This is a genomic window from Pseudothermotoga sp. (genome assembly GCA_025060105.1).
In the GTDB taxonomy this organism is placed as follows: domain Bacteria; phylum Thermotogota; class Thermotogae; order Thermotogales; family DSM-5069; genus Pseudothermotoga_A.
Genome location: JANXCS010000011.1, coordinates 35177 through 56163, shown reverse-complemented (window position 1 = coordinate 56163; position 20987 = coordinate 35177). Strand labels below are relative to the sequence as shown.

The 20987-nt window shown below is 45.3% G+C and carries 15 protein-coding genes; 10 read left to right on the top strand and 5 right to left on the bottom strand.

What is annotated here, in order from left to right; all coding sequences use genetic code 11:
- Positions 1-176: 176 nt before the first annotated feature.
- From NZ875_09250 to NZ875_09230, 5 genes are all read left to right on the top strand, one after another.
- Positions 177-1487: an HD domain-containing protein gene (locus NZ875_09250; GenBank protein ID MCS7175922.1), complete on the top strand. Its 1311-nt coding sequence runs from the start codon at positions 177-179 to the stop codon at positions 1485-1487.
- A gap of 2 nt (positions 1488-1489) precedes the next feature.
- On the top strand, positions 1490-3310 hold the full coding sequence (locus NZ875_09245) for a heme NO-binding domain-containing protein (GenBank protein MCS7175921.1): 1821 nt from the start codon (positions 1490-1492) through the stop codon (positions 3308-3310).
- Between the two features lie 24 nt (positions 3311-3334).
- Positions 3335-5299, top strand: a complete 1965-nt coding sequence (locus NZ875_09240) for a methyl-accepting chemotaxis protein (GenBank protein ID MCS7175920.1) — start codon at positions 3335-3337, stop codon at positions 5297-5299.
- Positions 5300-5414: 115 nt separating this feature from the next.
- Entirely contained in the window at positions 5415-5729 is a 315-nt protein-coding gene (locus NZ875_09235) for a hypothetical protein (GenBank protein MCS7175919.1), read from the top strand.
- Between the two features lie 61 nt (positions 5730-5790).
- Positions 5791-7098, top strand: coding sequence for a deoxyribodipyrimidine photo-lyase (locus tag NZ875_09230; GenBank protein ID MCS7175918.1), 1308 nt, complete (start codon positions 5791-5793; stop codon positions 7096-7098).
- A gap of 14 nt (positions 7099-7112) precedes the next feature.
- On the opposite strand, the gene NZ875_09225 is transcribed toward NZ875_09230, so the two are convergent.
- Positions 7113-9401, bottom strand: coding sequence for a GAF domain-containing protein (locus NZ875_09225; GenBank protein MCS7175917.1), 2289 nt, complete (start codon positions 9399-9401; stop codon positions 7113-7115).
- 231 nt (positions 9402-9632) lie between these two features.
- Here NZ875_09225 and NZ875_09220 point away from each other — a divergent pair, with 231 nt between their 5' ends.
- Both NZ875_09220 and NZ875_09215 read left to right on the top strand, forming a co-directional pair.
- Positions 9633-9929 carry a hypothetical protein gene (locus NZ875_09220; protein MCS7175916.1) on the top strand — a complete coding sequence of 99 codons (297 nt, stop codon included), beginning with the start codon at positions 9633-9635 and terminating at the stop codon, positions 9927-9929.
- 186 nt (positions 9930-10115) lie between these two features.
- On the top strand, positions 10116-11522 hold the full coding sequence (locus tag NZ875_09215) for an MATE family efflux transporter (protein ID MCS7175915.1): 1407 nt from the start codon (positions 10116-10118) through the stop codon (positions 11520-11522).
- A gap of 227 nt (positions 11523-11749) precedes the next feature.
- Here the strand turns inward: NZ875_09215 and NZ875_09210 are convergent, their stop codons facing one another.
- A complete protein-coding gene (locus NZ875_09210) occupies positions 11750-12643 on the bottom strand; it encodes a hypothetical protein (protein MCS7175914.1) in 894 nt (297 codons plus the stop codon).
- A gap of 58 nt (positions 12644-12701) precedes the next feature.
- On the opposite strand from NZ875_09210, the gene NZ875_09205 reads away from it, so the two are divergent.
- Positions 12702-14063, top strand: coding sequence for a serine hydrolase (locus NZ875_09205; protein ID MCS7175913.1), 1362 nt, complete (start codon positions 12702-12704; stop codon positions 14061-14063).
- Position 14064: 1 nt separating this feature from the next.
- Here the strand turns inward: NZ875_09205 and NZ875_09200 are convergent, their stop codons facing one another.
- Entirely contained in the window at positions 14065-15138 is a 1074-nt protein-coding gene (locus NZ875_09200) for a hypothetical protein (protein ID MCS7175912.1), read from the bottom strand.
- A gap of 97 nt (positions 15139-15235) precedes the next feature.
- On the opposite strand from NZ875_09200, the gene NZ875_09195 reads away from it, so the two are divergent.
- Together NZ875_09195 and NZ875_09190 are read left to right on the top strand one after the other, a co-directional pair.
- Positions 15236-16021 (top strand): S-adenosyl-l-methionine hydroxide adenosyltransferase family protein, encoded by a 786-nt coding sequence (locus NZ875_09195; GenBank protein MCS7175911.1) that lies wholly within the window; start codon positions 15236-15238, stop codon positions 16019-16021.
- Positions 16018-18651: a CBS domain-containing protein gene (locus NZ875_09190; protein ID MCS7175910.1), complete on the top strand. Its 2634-nt coding sequence runs from the start codon at positions 16018-16020 to the stop codon at positions 18649-18651. The genes NZ875_09195 and NZ875_09190 overlap by 4 nt, the downstream gene beginning before the upstream one ends.
- Here NZ875_09190 and NZ875_09185 read toward each other — a convergent pair.
- Positions 18614-19357, bottom strand: coding sequence for a cobalamin-dependent protein (locus NZ875_09185; GenBank protein MCS7175909.1), 744 nt, complete (start codon positions 19355-19357; stop codon positions 18614-18616). The two genes, NZ875_09190 and NZ875_09185, sit on opposite strands and share 38 nt — an antisense overlap.
- Complete coding sequence (locus tag NZ875_09180) at positions 19354-20922, bottom strand: lysine 5,6-aminomutase subunit alpha (protein ID MCS7175908.1); 1569 nt, start codon at positions 20920-20922, stop codon at positions 19354-19356. Before NZ875_09180 ends, NZ875_09185 begins: the two co-directional genes overlap by 4 nt.
- Positions 20923-20987 lie beyond the last annotated feature (65 nt).

The window sequence follows — 20987 nt, the reverse complement described above, 5'->3', positions numbered from 1 at the left end:
TTTGGTGGAACAGGTGAGAAAGTTCAAATTTTGATGTGTGAATCGAATGTGAAAAAGGGCGCAAGCGCGCCCTTTTTTGTATTGAATTAGAGACTGTTAAGTTGGTCGATATGCATTGTGATATGATAATTGTAAGAATATTCTAGTTTCATTTTGTCAGAAAGGATGGATGCGATTTGGATTTAACTTTAAAAATACCTTTGGAATCGTTCGTTCGACTCTACTCTCAGATGAACCATCTTGAATACAGGAATTTCGTCAAGCACAGTCTTCAAGTCGCCAAGATGACAAAGCACATGGTTGAGTTGCTGAAGCTCGATACGGATTTGGAATGTGCTTATCTTGCAGGTTTGCTCCATGATATTGGCTTAGCTTTGAAAGCTTCCATAGAAAACTATGAACTTTTCGTGGACATGTTCAGAAGGGTGCCGGATCTTGAAAAGATCGTCCTAACGTTCGACAAACACGATCAACACGCTGTTCTTTCCTACATGATAGCTAGATACGCAAAACCTTTGTGTCCTTATTGTGCAAAATCCATACTCTATCACCATACACCATATCAAGAAATAAGGGAGGATAAAACGATCGTAATATTCTCCAACGTGTTGAAGATGGCGGACACGATATCGTTGATCGTTCTGAGAAACGAAGATGAAGAACTCACATTGGAACTTTTTCAGAGAATAATCGATTCGATCTTGAAAAACACGACCGTTCTGGATGATGTGAAAAAGGCTGCATTCCATATGGTTCAAGATTACAAAATTCTGTGCGAATTGCTCGACGATGAGCCAAGATTTTCATCCCAAAGGATCATAGACAGTTTGGAGTTCGAACATTTAGCCAGGATCTTAGCCTCTTTGTTGGATATGAGAAGTCCTTACACGAGAAACCACACTTTCCTTGCAGCGAGGTTCGCGAAAGCTGTGGCTAAGGAACTTTTAGCGGAAGAAGACAGTAATTTCATCAATTTGGCCATGTTGCTCCACGATCTTGGAAAGTTGAAAACACCTCTGAGTGTTCTGCACAAACCAGCTCGATTGAACGAAAAAGAGCTGTACATCATGAAGATGCACGTTGTGGATACTTACAGAATGTTGGAGAACGCTGGATTGATCAACTTTGCGAAGGTTTCGGCGTCGCACCATGAAAGGTTGGACGGTTCAGGCTATCCGATGGGTCTGAAGTCCGAAAAAATCTCCATCTATCAACGCATCGTGCAGGTGTGTGACGTTTTTTCAGCCTTGATCGAGCATAGACCGTACAGAGAGGCCATGAACGTTGAACAAGCACTCGAAGTTGTATCCAAAGAGGTCGAAGAGGGGAAATTGGATAAAACGGTGTATGAAAAACTCCGAGAGTTGGTGAAGAACGAATCTTTCCCTGAGAGAGGCATCTTTCAGAACGTTCTTGAATCGATTTTGAATGTGAGCTATGAGGAAATCAAGGAAAAAATCAAAGTCTCACCGTTCGAGGAGGGATAAACGTGAAGGGCTTTGTGGTGAACGTGTGGCTCCAAACTTGGAGTAAGATGTTCGGCGCCGAAACGGTGAAGAAACTCAAAGAAAAGCACAAGATAGATCCTGAAAAGATCTACAGTCCACTCGAAGATGTGCCAGACGAGCTAGCAGTGGAGATGTCTAAAGAACTGGCCTCGTCTAGGGGAATGAGCTACGACGAATTGTGGTACAGAACGGGTAAAGAGAATTTAAAAACGTTCTTTGAACATTATCCAGAATATTTTAAAAAGCCAACTTTCCTTTCGTTCATAGCAGCCATGGACACAGTGCATAAAGTGTTGACCAAGAGGATCAGGGGTGCCACACCTCCGAGGGTGCTGTTCAAATTGCTGAACGACAGGAAAGCCATCGTTAGGTATCAATCCAGAAGGAATTTCAAAAAGTATTTTCTTGGCCTCATGGAAGCGGCTTCCGAGTTCTTCAACGATCCGATAAAGTACAAGGTGATTTCGGAAGGCACCGTCGATGGACAAAATTACATGGAGATAGAAGTTGAGGCGACGAAAAGCTATGGAAGATTCGAAAAGATCAAAACCATCCTCGGTCTCGGACTGGGATTGGTCAGATCGATCTTCCCATTGTATGTTCTGTTCATTCCGGTGTACACTTTCGCGATCACGTACGCCACGTTCAACTTCTTACCTGCGAACGTTTTCATCAAATCCATCGTGACGGCCGGCGGAGTTTCCGTCCTGTCTTTCATGGGTGCACTCGGTCTCAAGAAGGGTTTCAAAACCGTGAACGACGCGATCGACGATGTGGCGAAGAAAAATCTGGACAATCCAACCTCGATAGACGGTGTGAAGGAATTTTCGGATCTGTCCCAGTCGCTCACGAAAGCTGTGGATAGTATGAAAGAGGTGCTTTTGGCCATATCTGGGGACGTTCAAGAAATAAGTTCTTACTCTGAGAAAGTCATAAGCGCGGTCAACGTCATGAAAGAACAGCTCGATACGATGGGTTCTTTAGCAAACGAGATCGCCAACACCGCCGTTCAGATAAGCAACGATACGGAAAGAATATCCAACGCTGTGAGTTCGAACGTCGAAACGATCACTTCGATCATTTCTGAACAGAACCAAATCATCAACTCGCTAAACGAAGCTGTTTCTCTCATAGTCAACTCCGCCAACAACGTTGAGAGTTCGGCCGATGGTATCGTTAAGATGAGTGAAAGGTTCGCCATGCTGGTCGAAGAGGGTAAAAAGCTTCAAGATCAAGCCAGCCTCATCACGCAAGTCGCAGCCACCGTTTCGAGCATAGCTGAACAGACGAACTTGCTCGCTTTGAACGCTGCGATAGAGGCGGCAAGGAGTGGGGAAGCGGGCAGAGGATTCGCAGTGGTGGCGGACGAAATAAGAAAGCTGGCCGAAGAAAGCAGATCTTCAGCCGCAAAGATCACTGAGTTTCTCGCTTCGATAACTGCAGGCATAGAGAGACTGGGGAAGGCGATCCAAGCGGAATTCACAGAAATGAAGGAACAATCGAAAAGACTTCTGAACAGCTCAGAGAGAAACAAAGAATCCAGCAACGTGATTTCATCCATCAGTCAGAAGCTCAACACGCTCATAGAGACATTGAACCAACAGGCGAGCAAACTGAACAGCATAACCAGTAGCATACAGAACTTACTCGCCATATCCGAAGAAAGTTCAGCCACGGCCGAAGAGATCAGCTCTTCCATACAGAATTTCTTCGCACAGTTGAAGATCGTTCTAGAAAGCGTCAACGAGAGCGTCAAATTGCTTTCCGTCATAAAGGAGAATTTTGAAGATTTGAAACTGTAGTTCTGAGCAACGGGGGGTGAGGGGATGAGATTGAGAACTTGGCTGATGTTTTTCGTTCCAACCATGATAGTTGTTGCGTCCTTGCTGATCACGCTCCTTGGAATCTTTTTCGTTTCACGCATGAACTCTTCTTGGCAAAGGATGTACACCGACAAGATCTACGAAGATGTGCTTTCAAAGACAAAGGCGGAACAAGAGAAAGCTGCGTTGGTCGTGGATACAGTTTTGAAGAACGAAGCCATCGTGAAGGCCTTAGCACAGAAAGATAGAGACACGCTCATAAAGCTGGTGATGCCTTACCATGAGATGTACAAACAGAAATACGATTTCTTCCAGATACACTTCATCACACAAGATGGTATTTCTTTTCTGAGGACAGCCAACTTGCAAAGATACGGTGACGATCTTAAGACCTTCAGACCAGACATCGTTTATGTTTTGAACAACAAACAACCTACATCCTCGGTGAGCGTCGGTGCGATGGGACCAATGATAAGGTACATCTCACCAGTTTTTTTGGACGGTTCTTTCGTTGGTATAGTGGAGGCCAACGTGAACATCACGGTGGGCTTCGCGAAGAAGTTCAAAGGTGATGTGATCATAAAAGTCTATTTCGATGATAAAGGTAACAGGATCGATCAAGCCGTCAAATCAAAAGAAGACCTTGAAGATTTCACAAAATTGTTCAACGAAGAATCGATATTGAAAGACGAGATACAGAGCTTTTCTCTCGGTAAGCACATTTATTTGGGTGTGCCAATCAAAGATTTTGCTGGCAAGGTCTTCGCAGCCATCTTCGAAAAGGTCGACGTTTCAGATGTCGTTTCCTACAGAGAGTTGAGTTTCCGTCTACAACTGTTGTCATCCGGTATCGTGATAGCCATCGTGTTGATCTTCAGTCTCATCCTCGGGAGCAAGATCAAGAGCAAAGTGGCCAGTTTTGAAAATTCTATGAACAAGATTTCCAGAGGCGATTTGACGATATCGGTGGACGTCTCTGGTCGAGACGAGTTTGCGCAGATGAACCTCAGTTTGAAGACCGCCGTGGAGAGGTTGAAACAACTTTTGGTTGGTGTCGTAGATTCTTCAAAGGTTTTGATGAACCGTTCTGAAGATCTGAAACTCGCTTCCGACAGAGCTCAATCTTTGGTGGAACAGTTCAAGACCAGCTATGAACAGATCGTATCTGCTTCGAAGAACGCTTCTGGATCGATCGAAGAAGCCACTAACGGCGTGCAAGAAGTTGCGACCAGTGCCACAAACATAGCTAACGCTGCACAAGAGCTTTCAAACTATGTTGATAGTGTCTCAGAGAACGTCAAGAACAGCGTTAAAGCTGTAGAAAGTATCACACGATTGATCCACCAAACACGTTCGAAGGCGGAAGAAACTCAGCGAACGATGAACGATTTGGCGGAGAACGCCAAGAACATCCAACAGATCGTCGAAACGATCAATACCATTTCTGAGCAGACGAACTTGCTCGCCTTGAACGCCGCAATAGAAGCAGCCAGAGCGGGAGAAGCGGGCAGGGGCTTCGCGGTTGTGGCAGATGAGATAAGAAAACTCGCTGAGCAGAGCAAATCCGCCACCTCAAAGATAGGAGAGATACTCAGATCGATCCAACTTGGGACCGAACAAGCGAACAAAGCGACGAACGAGACAGCCGAAGCGACCAATGCAGTGGCGAAGGATTCAGAGAGCATCGCGAGATCTTTGAACCAAATCTTTGGCCAAATGGCTTCACTGACGAACATGGCAAGCAATCTAGCTGCAAGTTCACAGCAACTCAGTGCTTCTGCAGAAGAAATGAGCAGTGCTTTGAGAATGGCGGCAGATTCGTTGAGCAAGATCGTCAAAAACATAGAAAGTCTCAGCTCAGAGATCAACACACAGTCTCAAATGGCGAAAACGCTCAGTTCGATCAGTGCAGAGATGAAGTCGCTTTCTGAGAAAATGAATCAATTCATAGAAAGCTTCAAAGTTTGAATCGACAAAACTCAAGCGGGCGTGTGTAGGGTATTGAAATTTTGGTACAAACCTCCAGAGGCTGTGAACTTCAATATAGCCGTGAAGCTCATGAACAATTTCAAACACACGCACCTTGAACAGATCAAAGACGTACTCAAAAGTTTGCCATACGCAGTATGAATTCTTCGTCGATGAGCTCACCACGGAAGGTTACGAGTTCATAGACGAAGATGTCATAGAGAGTGCCATCCACATTCGAAAGGGTATGCACGGTGACGAAGCAACTTCAAAAAGATCGGTCGAAATACACCAGCTCGATCTGTCGAAGTTGACTTTACTTGACAGCGTGGCTAAGATAGTCCAAGTGGAGGTGTGTCGATCACGGCGTTTCTATTCGGTCAACCGATCGTTCAAAGCGAACATGATCCGCGCACAGAACTTGCACTGAGCTTTATTTTCTCTGATGGTAGCTTCACATACTGTGTACAACTTTCAAGGTGAAACTCCATATGGATCTTCCATTCGCAAAGAGGATCAGCAAGATCAAGAGCGGGAATGAATCTGGCAAGTACATACTTTATTGGATGCAAGGTGCTTTCAGATGCCATCACAACCACAGCTTAGAATTTTCCATTTGGTTGGCAAACCAAACGAAGAAACCTTTACTCGTCCTCGCCGTGGTGGATCCGTCCTTTCCAAAAGCGAATTTCAGAAGTTATAAGTTCTTTTTGGAAGGTTTGAAAGACGTGATGGTCGATCTTTCGCAGAGAAACATCGCTTTTCAAATAGAAGTGGGAGATTTTCTGAAGATCGTGCCGAAGTACGCTGAAAGCGCTTCTTTTTTGATCGTGGACAAGGCCTATCTTCCAAACCTGCGACGCATCAGGAGAAACATCTATGAAAGGGTGGGATCGACCATCTTTGAAGTCGATACGAACTTGTTGGTGCCCGTCGATGTCGCGAGCGATCGGAAAGAACCAGCAGCCAGAACGATCAGACCGAAGATTTTGAGATTGTCAGAAGCGTTTCTGAACGATTTCGAATGGTTCGAATACGAAGGACCAAGGATCGAAGTGGACGATCGCATGAATCTGCAAAACGTCGAGACCGCACTGAACGATCTTCAAGTTGAGTACGTTCCACCATGTTCAATGGTGGGCGGACACAGCGAGGCGATGAAGAAACTCGAAAGGTTCATTGAAGAAAAATTCCACAGTTACGCTAAATTTAGGAACGATCCAAACTTAGATGTTGAATCAAAACTGAGTGCGTATCTTCACTTCGGTCATATAAGTACGCAAGAAATTCTGAAAAGATTGAAACAAACAGACGATGTTGAGAACTACGAAGCGTTCTTTGAACAACTCGTCATTCGACGAGAATTAGCTCACAATTTCGCCTACCACGTGGAAGATCTGGAAGACCTTTATAGTTTGATACCAAGCTGGGCGGTCAAGACGCTTGCACAACATGTCGAAGATGAACGAGAATATCTGTACGAGCTTGAGCAGTTTGAAAAGGCACAAACACACGATGAGGTTTGGAACTCAGCTCAAAGACAACTACTCGAAACCGGAAAAATACACAACTATTTGAGGATGTATTGGGGTAAAAAGATCATTGAATGGACCAGTTCACCAAAAAAGGCTTACCAGATCATGGTCTATCTGAACGACAAGTACGCTCTGGATGGGAGAGACCCAAACGGTTACGTTGGAATCCTGTGGTGTTTTGGCCTACACGATCGACCTTTCAGAGAGAGAAAGATTTTCGGTAAAGTACGCTACATGGGCCTAGGAAAAATAAAAAGACGCTGAATGATGGAGAAAACTTATGTCCTTCCCATCTGACCAACCAAGCTCAAGAACACGCCCACCACTTCGGGATCGAAATGTTTTCCACTCTGGTTTTTGATGTATTCTATCGCCTCTTCTTTCGTCCATGCCTTTCGATAAGGTCTATCACTCGTCAAAGCATCGTACACGTCCACCACAGCGAAGATCCTCGCAGAAAGCGGTATTTCGTATCCTTTCAGTCCTCTCGGATAACCCGTACCGTCCCATCTTTCATGATGACAGTAAGGTATATCCAAAGCAGGCCTGAGGTATTCTATCCTTGACAACATCTGATAGGCATACACTGGGTGCATCTTCATTATCTGCCATTCTTCATCTGTCAGTTTGCCTGGCTTTTGCAATATTCGATCCGGTATAGCCATCTTGCCTATATCGTGCAACAACGCACCCCATTTTATGTACCTCATATCTTCTTCTCTAACGTTCATTCTTCTGGCTATCTCCAAGGTGAGTTCCGTCACCCTTTCGCTGTGACCTTCCGTTTCTTTATCCCTCAGATCGAGCACATAGGCCCAACCTTCGATCGTTTCATCGTAGGCGCGCATCAACTCAACACTCTTTTTCTGAAGAGTTTCAAACATCTTTGCATTATCCATCGCTATCGCAGCTTGGTTGCTGAGAATTTTTAGAAATTCAAACCAATCTTCGCTTTCTTCCACCTCAGATCTGTGGAATACCTCAAGAACTCCCAACAATTTACCCTTCGCAATCAGGGGAAACGCGGCGTAAAACTTGAAACCTTCTTGAAGAAAGATTTCTTTCCTTCTGCAAGCAGAACCTTCGAATTTTTCACAAAATTCGCACAAGTTTCCCTTCACTACAATGGGTTTTCTGTTCAAACCTACACGACCGATCAAACCTTCACCCAACTCGAACGACATGGAGGGTGATTGAGGGAAAGTGAAACCTCTTTCGGTAACGTACTCCAATTTCATGGAATGTTCGTTGAACAGAAACACATCAACGGCATCCACATTCAATTGATGCATCGTCTGGTCCAACAAGACATTGAGCACAAGGTTCAAATCGGTGCCCGCACTTATCGCTCTGTCTATCTCATGGAGCGCTTGAATTCTTCTGAACTTTCTCTCAAGCTCTTCGAAAAGTCTCGCATTTTCGAGTGCCGCAGCGGCCAAATGTGATAGAATCCTGATCTGTTGGATCTTTTCCTGACTGAAAAATCCATACTTATCACTGTACAACACAAGAACACCGAAAACTCCCTTCGGACTGATCAATGGAAAAGAAAGAACGGTTTTAAAACCATATGGGGCTATTTTGTCTCGCCAGGCGCTGAATCTTTCATCGGTCAGAACGTCTTCAATGACGTGAGGTTCTCCAGTTTTTATAGACCTTCCCACGGCGCCCTGCGCGTAGGGACTATCGTCCCACCGAATGATCAAACCTTCAAGATAAGGATGGTTCTGAGGGTATGAGCCTACTATTCTAACACTCTTGTCCGGCGCTGCGTAACCAACCCACGCTAGAGAAGCTCCAAGCAATTGGACGCACATGCGCGATAGGGTGTTCGAACGTTTTTGAACGTTCAATTTTTCAACGACGAGCTGCTCGGCAATCGAATAGAGATCTTTTGACAATTTCAATTGCTCAGAAAGCCGCTCTTGAGTTTGTCTCAGCTCCGTTATGTCGAGGCCCGCGCTCAGTGTGCCCACGACGTTACCCAGCTCGTCCTTGATGACAACGTTGTGCCATGCGATGATCTTTTCCGTGGCATCTTTGCACCGTATCGCGTTCTCGTGATAATCTATCGAGCCATTCTGCAGAGTCTTCACACGCTCGAAGTATTGAGATAGATCGCTCTTTATGTTTTCAGGTACGAAATGTTCGAACCAGTTCATTCCAATGAGCTCATCTTGTTGATATCCAAGCACTTCAGCAGCCTTTTTGTTTGCCGAAACGATATTTCCATTCGAATCGAGCTCAACGATCATGACTTGAACCAAGTCAAAGTAACGTCTAAATCTTTCGAACAATCCTTTATACTTAGCTTCACTCTCCTCCACCATCTTTTTCTGATCGTCCAAATGCTTGAAGATCACACCAAGTAGAGTACCAAAGCCGCAAAACAGCAAAACACCTGCAATCAAATACTCGATCGTTAAATCGGTGCGATTACCAACCACGAACGCTATTGAGCTTGCGATCGAAAAGATCAACCCACCGATCGTTTTCCAAACGTACGAAGACAGTACAACCGTTAGAAAGAATAAGAAAACTTCAATCAGTACAAACTGTCGGGGCATCAAAATCAATATCAGCCCCGCAGAATAAATTAAAATCGTATAGAAAAACCACTTTGAATTTTTGTATTTAATCTTCATCAAATCTTCCCCTTTTCCTCCAACTGTATTATACCGCTTTGAAAAAATTGCAAAGTTGGAAATAATATGAATATGGAAGGCCATGTTACACTTTGGTGTTTTGAGATATAATAATTGCGAGTGCAAGGTATTTTCGATTTGGGGGTGGTTTCTTTGGCAGAGAAATTACCTATAAAAACTGTGATGGCGATTTTGATTGAAAACAGGCGTGAAACGGCAGAAAGAGTTCAAAAGATCCTCACGGCTTGGGGATGTTTGATCAAAACCAGGTTGGGACTACACGATGGAGTGCTCGATAATTGCTCTGACACAGGCCTCATCGTTTTGGAACTGGTAGGAAGTCCAGAACAGCACAAAGAACTTTGCGATAAATTGAACAAATTGCCCGGAGTCAAGGCGAACTACATGGAGCTTTCTTTCGAAAAGAAAGAGAATCAAGCTTCACAGTGAACACCGAAAAACTCTGCTGATCTTTTTAAGAACTCCAAATTTTTTCAAAAATTCAGTAGCTCTGTAGTTTCACTCAGAAAAGGGTCCGTTCTTTTTTCAAACCTCCAAGTTCACAGAGAATTAAAATCTTTTGCACAGCAAGGTTCGTAAAACGAATTATCATTGTTTCGTCGGAGGTTCGCTTGAATGGAAAGACAAACCGAAGGAGTTCGGCTTTTAAGGTCTGAGCCGAAGAAAGCGATAATAAAACTTTCACTACCCATGATGACTGCCATGCTAGTTCAGGCGCTGTACAATCTCGTTGACACGATATGGGTTGCAGGAATAGGCCCCGAGGCACTGGCCGGAATTGGTTTGTTTTTCCCTATCTTCATGGTCATCCTTGCCCTCGCTGGAGGGGTTGGAGTAGGGGCGAACTCCCTCATTTCAAGAAAAGTCGGTGAGAGGAACAAGATCGAAGCAGACAAAGCTGCGAGTAGCGCCATTGTACTTGTGATCTTGCTTGGAATTTCAGCAACCTTTTTAGGTTTTTTGGTGATGGGACCGATTCTGGGTTTGACAGGTGCGTCTGGTGAAACTTTAAAACATGCTACGGATTATGCGAACATCCTGCTCACTTCGATCACACTGTTGATGTTCAACAACGTGGTGAACGGTATTTTGAGAGGCGAAGGTGATACCAAAAGGGCGATGTATGCGATCACGCTCGGAGCTTTTTTGAACATACTGCTCGATCCACTGTTCATATACACCTTCAAACTCGGTGTAAAAGGAGCAGCCTATGCAACCGTCATCTCTATAGCGATGTCGAGCACGATGATGATGAATTGGTTGTTCATCAAGAAAGACACTTACGTGTCCATCAGTTTCAAGAATCTGAAGAACACGAAGAAAACCATCTTCGAGATCCTTCGTGTAGGTATTCCCGCTTCACTTGCGCAGATCATCATGTCCGTTTCTGTGTTCGTGTTGAACGTGTTTAACGTCAAGGCAGGTGGAGACAACGGTGTGGCTGTGTTCACCAGCGCATGGAGGATCATAAATTTTGGAACGATTCCCATGATGGGCATAGCAGCGGCAGTCACATCGGTGACTGGTACGGCGTTCGGTGAGAAGAACGCTCCGAAGCTCAGATCGGCTTATTTGTATGCGATACGTTTCGGCCTCCTGGTGGGCCTGTGCGTGAATGCTTTGGTCTTTTTCTTTGCTCCACAGATCGCACTGATATTCACCTACACTGAAAGCTCCCGCGTTATATATGAAGATCTTGTGAAAGCTCTCAAAATCTTGAGCTTCTTCATCCCCACCGTTCCTTTTGGCATGTTCACATCCGCGATGTTTCAAGGTATAGGTCATGGTTTGAAGAGTTTAGCCGTTTCCATCTTGAGAACGATCGTTCTTCACGTGTTCTTCTCTTGGCTGTTCGTCTTTGTCCTCCAGCTGGGTTTGAATGGAGTTTGGCTAGGTATCCTCATGGGCAACATCGTGGCGGAGGCGATCACCTTTTTGTGGGGACTCGCTGTTTCAAACCGTTTGAAAAAATTTTTCGACGATCAGTTGCGCTTCGATGAGGCAAAATCTGTATTGGGATGAAAAAATAATGTTTGAATTGTTGAACGGTTCAAAAAAGATTGCAGATCATTGAGAAGGTCTTTTTTGCACGATGGTGATATATTTTGCATCTACCGCTGGCAAAGTTACTTCCTGCCCGAAGATGGCTTTATAAGTTATTCGACCTTTGACCGTACCCCAAAGTTGGACGATGTCTTCTTCGAAGATGAAATCACGACGACGGGTTCAGACGTGGGGGATTTGTTTTTTTAGAATAAGTTCAACCAGATCAAAGCTAAAAGTGTTCCGCAGAAAAGTAAGCCAGCTCTGACTTGAGATAGTTCCGCACAACTGAATGAGTTTTCGAAATAGTGAAAGTTCAAAAGTTCAAACGTGTAAAGATCTTTCACACCGTTACCGATATCCGACTCTCGAGATAAGGAATCAACATCGGCGAGAGTTTGACCCAATCCAACCGAAACGGCCTGCAACACATCGTTTCTTATTTCTGCTCTGAAAGCTGCTGGGAAAAGCTTCGATTCAACATAACAGATCGCCAGCATGAGCTCGCTAGGAACGATGGAAAGATCAACTTTTTGTACAAAGAAGTTCGATTGAACCGAAGAGATTCTTGAAAGCTTCAGTTTTGAAATCGAATGACATGCATTCACTAAAAATTCTGCATAACTTTTGAGATCTTCCAAACTCACTTCGATTGAAAATCTTTTGCACCATTCATAGAAAAAACCTTTATTGTTCCAATCGTTGATCAAAAGCCTTTGGACTTTCTCAACGAGTTTTGGAGGAGTTTGATCGGAATCTAAATTCCATTCAGCTTTTGGTAGTGGTTCATCGAAAAGATCGATGAGTTTTATCGAAGAAGTTCCATTCGCAGAAAGATTGGACTTAATCACGTTCAAAATTCGCTCATCGTAGATTTGGGGTGATTTCACGATCGAAACTTTTGACGGTTTGTCTGCTTTGAAGTATTCATAATACATCAACACTTCATCGTCGTAAGTTGTTCGCTCAGCGATTTGAGCGAGCTTTTCTTTGCTCAATCCATAACCGAATCTATAGGCAAGCACGATGTAGCGAAGATTTTCTTCACTCGTTTCGCTCTGTACAGGAACGCACGAGAAAAGAAAAAGAACACTCAGCATTGAGATTATCAAAAGCGCTCTCACAGCACATATAATAGCAAGCAAGGAGGTGTGTCTAATGGATTTTGCGAAACTTGAAGAGTTCATCTTCGAAAAGATGAGACAAACCAAAATGCCCGCTTTGAGCATCGCACTCGTCGAGGACGGGAAGGTCATCTATGCTAGGGGGTTTGGTTTTAGACAGCTGGAAACCTTTGCACCTGCCGATGAAAACACCATTTATGGTGTGGGATCGATCACGAAAAGCTTCACCGCTTTGGCCGTTGTCAAACTCGCCGAGGAAGGAAAGATCGATCTGGACGATCAACTGGAAAAATATTTACCGATCAAACTCAAACCGTTCGGTGAACCTGTGCGTGTGCGTCATCTGCTGTATCACGCTTCCGGAGTACCGTCGTTGGGATACGCTGAAGCGTTCATAGATGGTATGTTCAATCTGGGGGAAAACTGGCTTCCAGTGAAAGATCCAGAAGATATTTTGATGTTCGCAAAGGATGCGGAATCTTGGGCTTTCACAAAACCTGGTGAGAGATTTTTCTATTCCAACTGCGGTTACGTCATGCTCGGAAGGATCGTTTCAAAGATCACCGGTATGCCGTACGAAGAGTATGTCAAAAGGCATATTCTTGAACCGCTCGGTATGACACGATCTCATTTCTACAGGCATGAAGTGGAAAAAGATCCCAACGTCGCAGCCGGTTACATGTTCGATCCTCAAACGCACGCACATGTGAGAAAGCCTTTCCCATACGGTATAAGCTCGGACGGTGGACTCCTCAGTAACGTGATGGATCTGGCCAAGTATTTGATGTTCTACATGAACAGAGGAAAGTTCAACGGTGAACGGATCGTTTCGAAAGAAACCATCGAATCGATGGAGGAAGGTTACATCCCCGTACCTTGGGAGAGTTTCGGTGATGAAAAGTATGGATATGGATGGATAATCCATCCGAACTTCTTAGGAGAAAAGCTTGTAGAGCACGGTGGTTCCGTGTTGATCTACACAGGATTCGTTGGCTATGTGCCGAATAAAAAGATCGGTGTTGCGATCCTATCGAACTGCTCAGGTTATCCTCTATCCAACATCGGCATGTACGCATTGGCGTTGATGAAAGGAGAAGATCCTGAAGAAAAGTTCAACTTCATCAAATACGACAAGATCCTCCAGACGGTGGTGGGCAGGTACGAAGGTTACAAAAAGTCCGTCATGTTCGACGTCAAGAGAAACGGTGATTTTCTCATTATGGAAATGATCAGTAGGAATCTGAAATTGACTTCTACGCTCGTTCCAGAGAAAATAGAAAAAAACTACGTCAAATGCTTCACGTTGCAAAACTTTAGAAAGATGGGCATCGAATTCTTCATCGAGGATGGAAAAGTGACGATGATCTATGAGAGATACAAGCTGGTCAAAGTTTGATTCATTTCGGTGATGAAAGTGAACCGATCGAAAAGGTGTGAACGTAAATATCTTCACCGGTGATTTCGTTTTCCGATTCACCGTAGAAAACAACGTATTCATTCCAAACGAGTACACCTTTCACGGTTTGATCGTTCGGCCAGTGAAAGGTGTGGATTTTCTCTTCAGATCCATCTAACAGGATGAGCACTGGATCGAAGCGTGTCCGATCGTTCCACACGGCACCGTAAATCAACAGATGGTTCCCAAACGCGCAGATACCAAACGGGGAAAAGTCTGAACCAAGATCGATCAAACGCTCCTCGATGAATTTACCATCATGGCTCATCTTTATCAAAAGACCGCTCCTGTGAGATGTGTAGGAGTTAGTCCAACCTAAGATGAAAAGCTTGTTTTCGAACTCAACACAATCTATCGCTTTGTCCCAATTCGATCTTCCAAAAACTTTCTCCCAGATCTTTTTTCCTCTTTGATCGTACAGGGCGATCAGCATGTCGGCCTTCCCGCGTCCTTTGCTCTCCGTTGAGCCCACACACAAAAGGTGTGCACCAACGAGTTTCACACGGTGAAACCAATCGTCCGATAGACCCCCGATCGTTCTTCGCCATACCAGCTCGAGGTTCGAGTTCAGTTTGAGCAGTAGGGCGTCGAACCAACCTTTTTTCAGAGTGTTGTATCCTCCCGCGAGAAAGAAACTGTTGTTATTGAAAGTCGTCGATTCTGCCCACGATTCCGTACCCGGAAAAGCCAAGATCTGCTCCTTCAACAACCTTCCTTGAATATCGAACAAGCAGATATAGACAGCTCTCCTCCGCAGTTCGTCTAAAGAGTGCCCCACCAGAGCGATCAGATTTTTCTTTTCTAGGAACACGGCATCGTTGATCTTGGCTGGTTTAACATTTGCGATCCGCTCCAGTTTCGAAGGTTTGAACGAATCATCCAAATGTACCAGCAAAATTTGCTTGGTTTCATTTTCCTGTGCGATGAGGAGCAGTTCTTTTCCAACTGCAAATAAACCGACGCTCCGCTCTTCACCAGGAAGCTCTATACACGTTGCGAGCAGGACGATGGGCAAGAACAGCAAAACCAGTGTGCTCAGTCGGACTCACCATCCAAGAAATCCGTTTGCAATGTTATGATAGCATTTGAGCGTACGGAGGTGGCAGTCTGGAATGATAGGTTTTTTGACAGATTGGTCCATTCGAAGTCATTACGTTGGGGTCGCCAAAGCCGTGATGAAGCGCATAAATCCCTCTGTGGAAATCGTAGACATAACACACGAGATAGAACCGTTCAACGTGAGGATGGCTTCTCACATCTTGTTGAGGGCTTCGAAAGATTTTCCCACAGGTTCTATCTTCGTTGCTGTGGTTGATTACGGTGTTGGGACGAGCAGAAAAGCTATCTGTTTGCGAACCAAGAACGAACAGTACTACGTGGGGCCCGACAACGGTATATTCACGCATGTGGCTCTCGAGTACGGTGTGAAACAGGTGAGGGAGCTGAACAATAAAAAATATCATTACGCCTCTTCGTACACGTTCCACGGGAGAGACATCTTTGCACCGGTGGCTGCTCATCTTTCGAAAGGTGTTCCTTTCGAAGAACTGGGCGATGTTCTGCCGAATTTCATAGTTTTACCCGTTAAGCAAGTTGAAATTGTGAACGAAACGATCGTTGGAGAGATCGCATACTTCGATAGCTTTGGAAACATTCAAACGAACATCCCAGTGGAGATGGTTCAACGCCTCGGTTGGGAGATGGACGATGTTTTACTGCTCAACGATAAAATCGAAATTCCATACGTTAGGACCTTCGGTGACGTTGTGAAGGGATCTTTGCTCGTTCATCCGGACAGTTCTGGCTATCTCGAGATCGCGGTGAACCAAGGTTCGGCCGCGGAGAAACTCAATCTGAAACAAGGTCAGCAGATAACTCTCAGGAGGAAAAGACCTTGAGGCTCATAGTCGGACACAGAAATCCCGATTTCGATTGCTTCGCATCCGCAATAGCTGCGCAAAAAATTTATCCAGATCACACAGTTTTGATCAGCGGTGCTCCCCAGCAGAATCTGTCCCAGTTTTTGGGCATCTATGAAGAGAAATACAGTTACATAACAGAGAGCGATCTGACGGAAGAAGACGTTGAATCCTTGATAGTGGTGGATACAGCCTCTTTGGATAGGCTGGGTCAAAAGGTGCAGAAAATCGTTGAAAGAGCTCAAAAAATAGTCATTTACGATCATCACCCCGAGATCAAAGAACAAACGATACGCGGGGAAAAAAGGATAGAAAGTGTTGGAGCCACCGTTACGATACTGCTCGAAGAGATCTTTAGAAAACGCATCGATATAGATTCGATAGATGCCACACTGTTCGCAACGGCGATATACGAAGATACGGGAAGCTTGCTCTACACTAGTACGACCCTGAGGGATCTAGAAGCCGTGAAGTTTTTGCTACAGAAAGGAGCAAACTTGGCAGAAGTTGCCGAGTACATAAAGTACGATCTGAGCTTTGAACAGAGACAGCTTCTGGAACAGTTTTTATCGAACATCGAATCGCACCAGATAGACGGCTTGACAGTGCACGTTGCGCTCGCCGAGACAGAAAAATTCATTGGAGGACTCGGGGCGATCGTGAGCAAGCTTTGGGATCTGGAAAACGTTGAAACCTTGATATGCATCGTGCGGACTGGTAAGAAGACACACACCGTAATGCGCACGTCCTCCAACGAGGTGGACCTCGGAGGTGTGGCGAGCGAGCTGGGTGGAGGAGGACACAGGAAAGCAGCGAGTTTCACTGTGAATGAATCCAACACGGCCTCGGTCAAGAAAATCGTTCTGGAGACGTTGAAACGCTATGTGAACAGAGGCGTACTTGCAAAAGACATCATGTCTTCACCTGTCAGAGTCGTCTATTCAGAAATGACCATAGGCGAAGTCAACAAAATCATGGAGAGAACGGGTCACAATGGCTTGCCCGTTATAGAAGGTAACAGGCTTGTAGGTATCGTGACGAAGAAAGCCGTGGACAAAGCGATGAACCACGGTATGCAAAACCATCCAGTGAAGGCGATCATGTCCAGCAAACTGATCGTTGTGGACGCGAACACCCCACTCAGCAAGGTGAGACAACTCATGGTTGAAAACGACATAGGTCGAATACCCGTGCTCGAGAATGGAATATTGGTAGGTATCATAACCAGAACCGACGTCATGAGATCGAGTTTCGCAGATGCCGTGAGAAAAGCACCGAGGAAAGCTGTCTATGAGGAACCAAAAGAGCAGTTCGTCAACGTACGCGATCTTTTGATATCTAGTCTTCCAAAGAAAATCTGTGATCTTTTGAGGCAGCTGGGGCGTTTTGGAGACGAGTTGAATTTACCTGTTTACATCGTTGGAGGTTTCGTGAGAGACCTGTTGATGGGAAATCCGAATTTAGATCTGGACATCGTGGTTGAGCGTGATGGATTGCTCTTCGCTGAGCATACGGCAAGGAAATTCAGTGCCACACTGGTAAAGCACGAAAAATTTCTCACAGCCTCACTGTTTTTGAAAGACGGCACAAGGATAGACGTTGCCACGGCACGCACCGAATATTACGAGGCACCCACGGAATTGCCGCAAGTTGAAGTCAGTACCATAAAGAAAGATCTCTACAGGAGAGATTTCACCATAAACGCGATGGCGATAAAGCTCAACCAGAAAGATTTTGGACTTCTGCTGGACTTCTTCGGAGCCAAGAGGGACTTGGAGAACGGTGTGGTGAGATGTCTTCACACTCTGAGCTTCGTGGAAGATCCCACAAGGATTCTGAGGGCCGTCAGGTTCGAAACTCGATTCGATTTTCACATAGAAGAAAGAACTTCACAGCTCATGCTAGAAGCGGTCAGGCAGGGCTATCTTGAAAAAGTCAGTGGACAGAGACTCAGGCAGGAATTCGAAAAGATTCTGGAAGAGCGAAAATGGCTAGCTGCGTTGAAAAGACTTTCTGATTTTGAAGTGATCAAACGTATGTTCCCTGGTGTTTTCTACACAGTGACGATGGAACAAAAACTCAGATCCTTGGCAGAGTTTTTACCGTGGGCTGAGGGGTTCTTCGACAAGCTGGACAGATTCTACGCGGTGATGTTCGTCTTTCTGGAATACCATGGAGACACTGCGGTTGAACAGATAAAAGAAAGATACGGCCTGTCGAACAGGTTCGTTGAGGAATTGAAGCTTTTGAAAAAGATGATAGTTCCTCTCTCGAAAGTCATTTCCAACAAATTGAATTTTTCTGATATATACAAGATGGTCAAAGGTATCTTACCTGAGGGATTCTGTTACATCGCTGCCTATTTGGATCCCGAATCGCAGGAATATTTGAAGCAGTTTTTGAACACTCAGAAATCCACAAAACTGAAATATGTGGATGGAAGAACCATCATGCAGAGATTTGGATTGAAACCATCCAAACTCGTGGGAGAGCTGTTAGAAGAACTCTACTGTGCGAAGCTCGATGGGTTGGTGAGTGACGAGCAAGAAATGGAGTTTGTAGAAAGAAGGCTCAGAGACCTCGCCGCTTCAAAAGTTCCTGCACAATGAAGTTGGCCACCTCGCTCGGTGTGGTACCACTACCAAAACCAGCATCGTAACCGAGTTCGAGTGCCAATTCGTGCGTTATTCTTGGTCCACCGACGATGATGAGGAGCTTTTCTCTCAAATTCTCTGCGTAAAGTAATTCGATCAGTTCAGTTAGATGCTGAATATGGATGTTTCTCTGCGTCACCACCTGTGAAACTAGAACGACGTCCGCGTTCACCTCTCTGACTTTTTTGACAAGCTCGATGGGCGGTACCTGAGCGCCGAGGTTGTACACCTTGAACGCTTTGTACCTTTCAAGGCCGTAATCTCCGTGGAACCCTTTCATGTTCAAGATGGAATCGAGCCCTATCGTGTGGGCATCCGTTCCTATGGTCGCTCCGACCACAACAATGGGTCGTTTGAATTTCTCCAAAACCAGCTCGTCGATCTTTTCACGCGGCAATTTTTGAACCTTGGGAGCGAGCACTTTTACAGATGAAAGATCGACTGAAACATCCGTTTTTCCATAGACCACAAAAAAGGTGAAATTCTCTCCCAGATCTTCCATAGCCGCCACGGTGACTTCGTAGAAACCGAGTTTTTCACAGAATTTCTTCGCTACCTCTCGCGCCAGAGGACCGTGAGGAAGGGGTAAAGTGAAAGAAAGCTGAACGGCCCCATCGTCCATCTGATCGCCGTAAGGTTTCACTGACTTCGGTTGGCTCATGTTTTCACCCCCAACTCCCTTTCGAGCGCATCACGAAGAGGATTCTCATACTCGTCGCTCTTTTTGAAGACACCTTCCAATCCCTTTCCTCCGTTTCTATCTCTCCTTATATCGGCAAAGATACCTTGTTCTATCGCGCTGAAAAGTCCCACATCACTTATGTACTCTAAAAGCTTCACCGCTTTCCTCAACACTTCATTCGCTCTCTTTTCGATGAATCCATCGTTTTTGAACAGAATTTCACCACCGAGATGTCTCGCAGCCGAGAAGACGTAGTTGGCATTGATGAGCGCGAGGTATCTATCCTGCATGTAAGGTGTATGGATCGCTTCCGTCAAGATGCCGAGTAATTGGATCGATTGGCCAGTCAAAACAGAAACGAGGTTGAACAGCGTGTGCATCGCATAACCTTTGAATATGTTACCAGTCATGTACTTGGTTGGTGGCATGTATTTGATGGGACAATCCGGAAAAAGTTCTCTCGCGAGCATAGCGTGAGCTATCTCGTAGAGCAAGGAGTCTTCTACATCTGGATTGACTTCGAACACGTGTCCTAAGCCCATCAAATGCGGTTTCAAACCAGCCTTGAGTGCGAACTGTTCGTTTATGAGCTGTGACGCCGTGACGGTGTGCGCCTTCTCTATGGCATCGGCAGTCGTAAGATAGTTGTCTTCACCCGTGTTTATCGTGATGTTAGAGTACGCACAGATCAATCTGGAGATGTACTGGTCGGTGAAAGTTCTGAGCATGTTGATGTCTCTGAAAAGAATACCGTACATCGCGTCGTTCAAAAGTATGTCGAGACCTTCGAAAGCCGCCATAACTGCTATTTCAGGCATACATAGACCAGATGCGTAGTTCACTTGCCTTATGTAGCGTCCCACCTTCCGCGCAGCATCGTCGAGTGCTTCCCTCATTATCCTGAAGTTCTCTTGTGTCGCATAGGTTCCACCATAACCTTCGGTCGTGGCGCCGTGAGGCACATAATCGAGCAAACTCTGAGCGGTTGAACGTATGACCGCTATGATGTCAGCACCCTGAAACACAGCCGCGCGCGCTTGAATGACATCTTCGAAGATGTTTCCAGTGGCCACAATGAGGTATTTGTAAGGCTTTGGAGGATCGCCGAGTTCTCTGAGCAAAGCGTCCCTCTCTTCGCTCTTTCTCTTTATACGAGAGAGTGATTTTTCGACCAGTTGCCGTGAGTATTCTTCAAAAACCTCCCTCCTAGCCCTTGGGAGAGTGTTCAAATCCATTCCTTCTGCAATGGCTTCACAAACCTGTTGGACATCTCTGTTCAAAACGATCGCAGCGTTCACGATGGGTTTGAACACCCCACCAGCCAACATGTCCCATTCCTTGAGCTTGTCCACAACGACGTTCACCAAAGGGATCTTTTCTTCGCCTACCACACCGTCCACACCTAAAAGCCTCAACGTGGCACGCTCCGTGGAGACAGTTGAGTGTTCGTCTATGACTCTTTGAACATCATCGGTGATTTTTTTCGCAAGAGATCTAGCGTACTCAACAAGTTTCGAATCGAGCACGATGGTGGGTCTGTTCACTCAACCACCTCCAGCATCATTGTATCATATCTGTTTCATTGAAGTGAATTAGTGAAACAACAACG

Excerpts from the sequence above, each read along its gene's own strand:
- NZ875_09225 (MCS7175917.1), bottom strand. The coding sequence starts at position 9,401 with ATGCCCCGACAGTTTGTACTGATTGAAGTTTTCTTATTCTTTCTAACG.
- NZ875_09230 (MCS7175918.1), top strand. The coding sequence starts at position 5,791 with ATGGATCTTCCATTCGCAAAGAGGATCAGCAAGATCAAGAGCGGGAAT.
- NZ875_09210 (MCS7175914.1), bottom strand. The coding sequence starts at position 12,643 with ATGCTGAGTGTTCTTTTTCTTTTCTCGTGCGTTCCTGTACAGAGCGAA.
- NZ875_09195 (MCS7175911.1), top strand. The coding sequence starts at position 15,236 with ATGATAGGTTTTTTGACAGATTGGTCCATTCGAAGTCATTACGTTGGG.
- NZ875_09205 (MCS7175913.1), top strand. The coding sequence starts at position 12,702 with ATGGATTTTGCGAAACTTGAAGAGTTCATCTTCGAAAAGATGAGACAA.
- NZ875_09215 (MCS7175915.1), top strand. The coding sequence starts at position 10,116 with ATGGAAAGACAAACCGAAGGAGTTCGGCTTTTAAGGTCTGAGCCGAAG.
- NZ875_09240 (MCS7175920.1), top strand. The coding sequence starts at position 3,335 with ATGAGATTGAGAACTTGGCTGATGTTTTTCGTTCCAACCATGATAGTT.
- NZ875_09185 (MCS7175909.1), bottom strand. The coding sequence starts at position 19,357 with ATGAGCCAACCGAAGTCAGTGAAACCTTACGGCGATCAGATGGACGAT.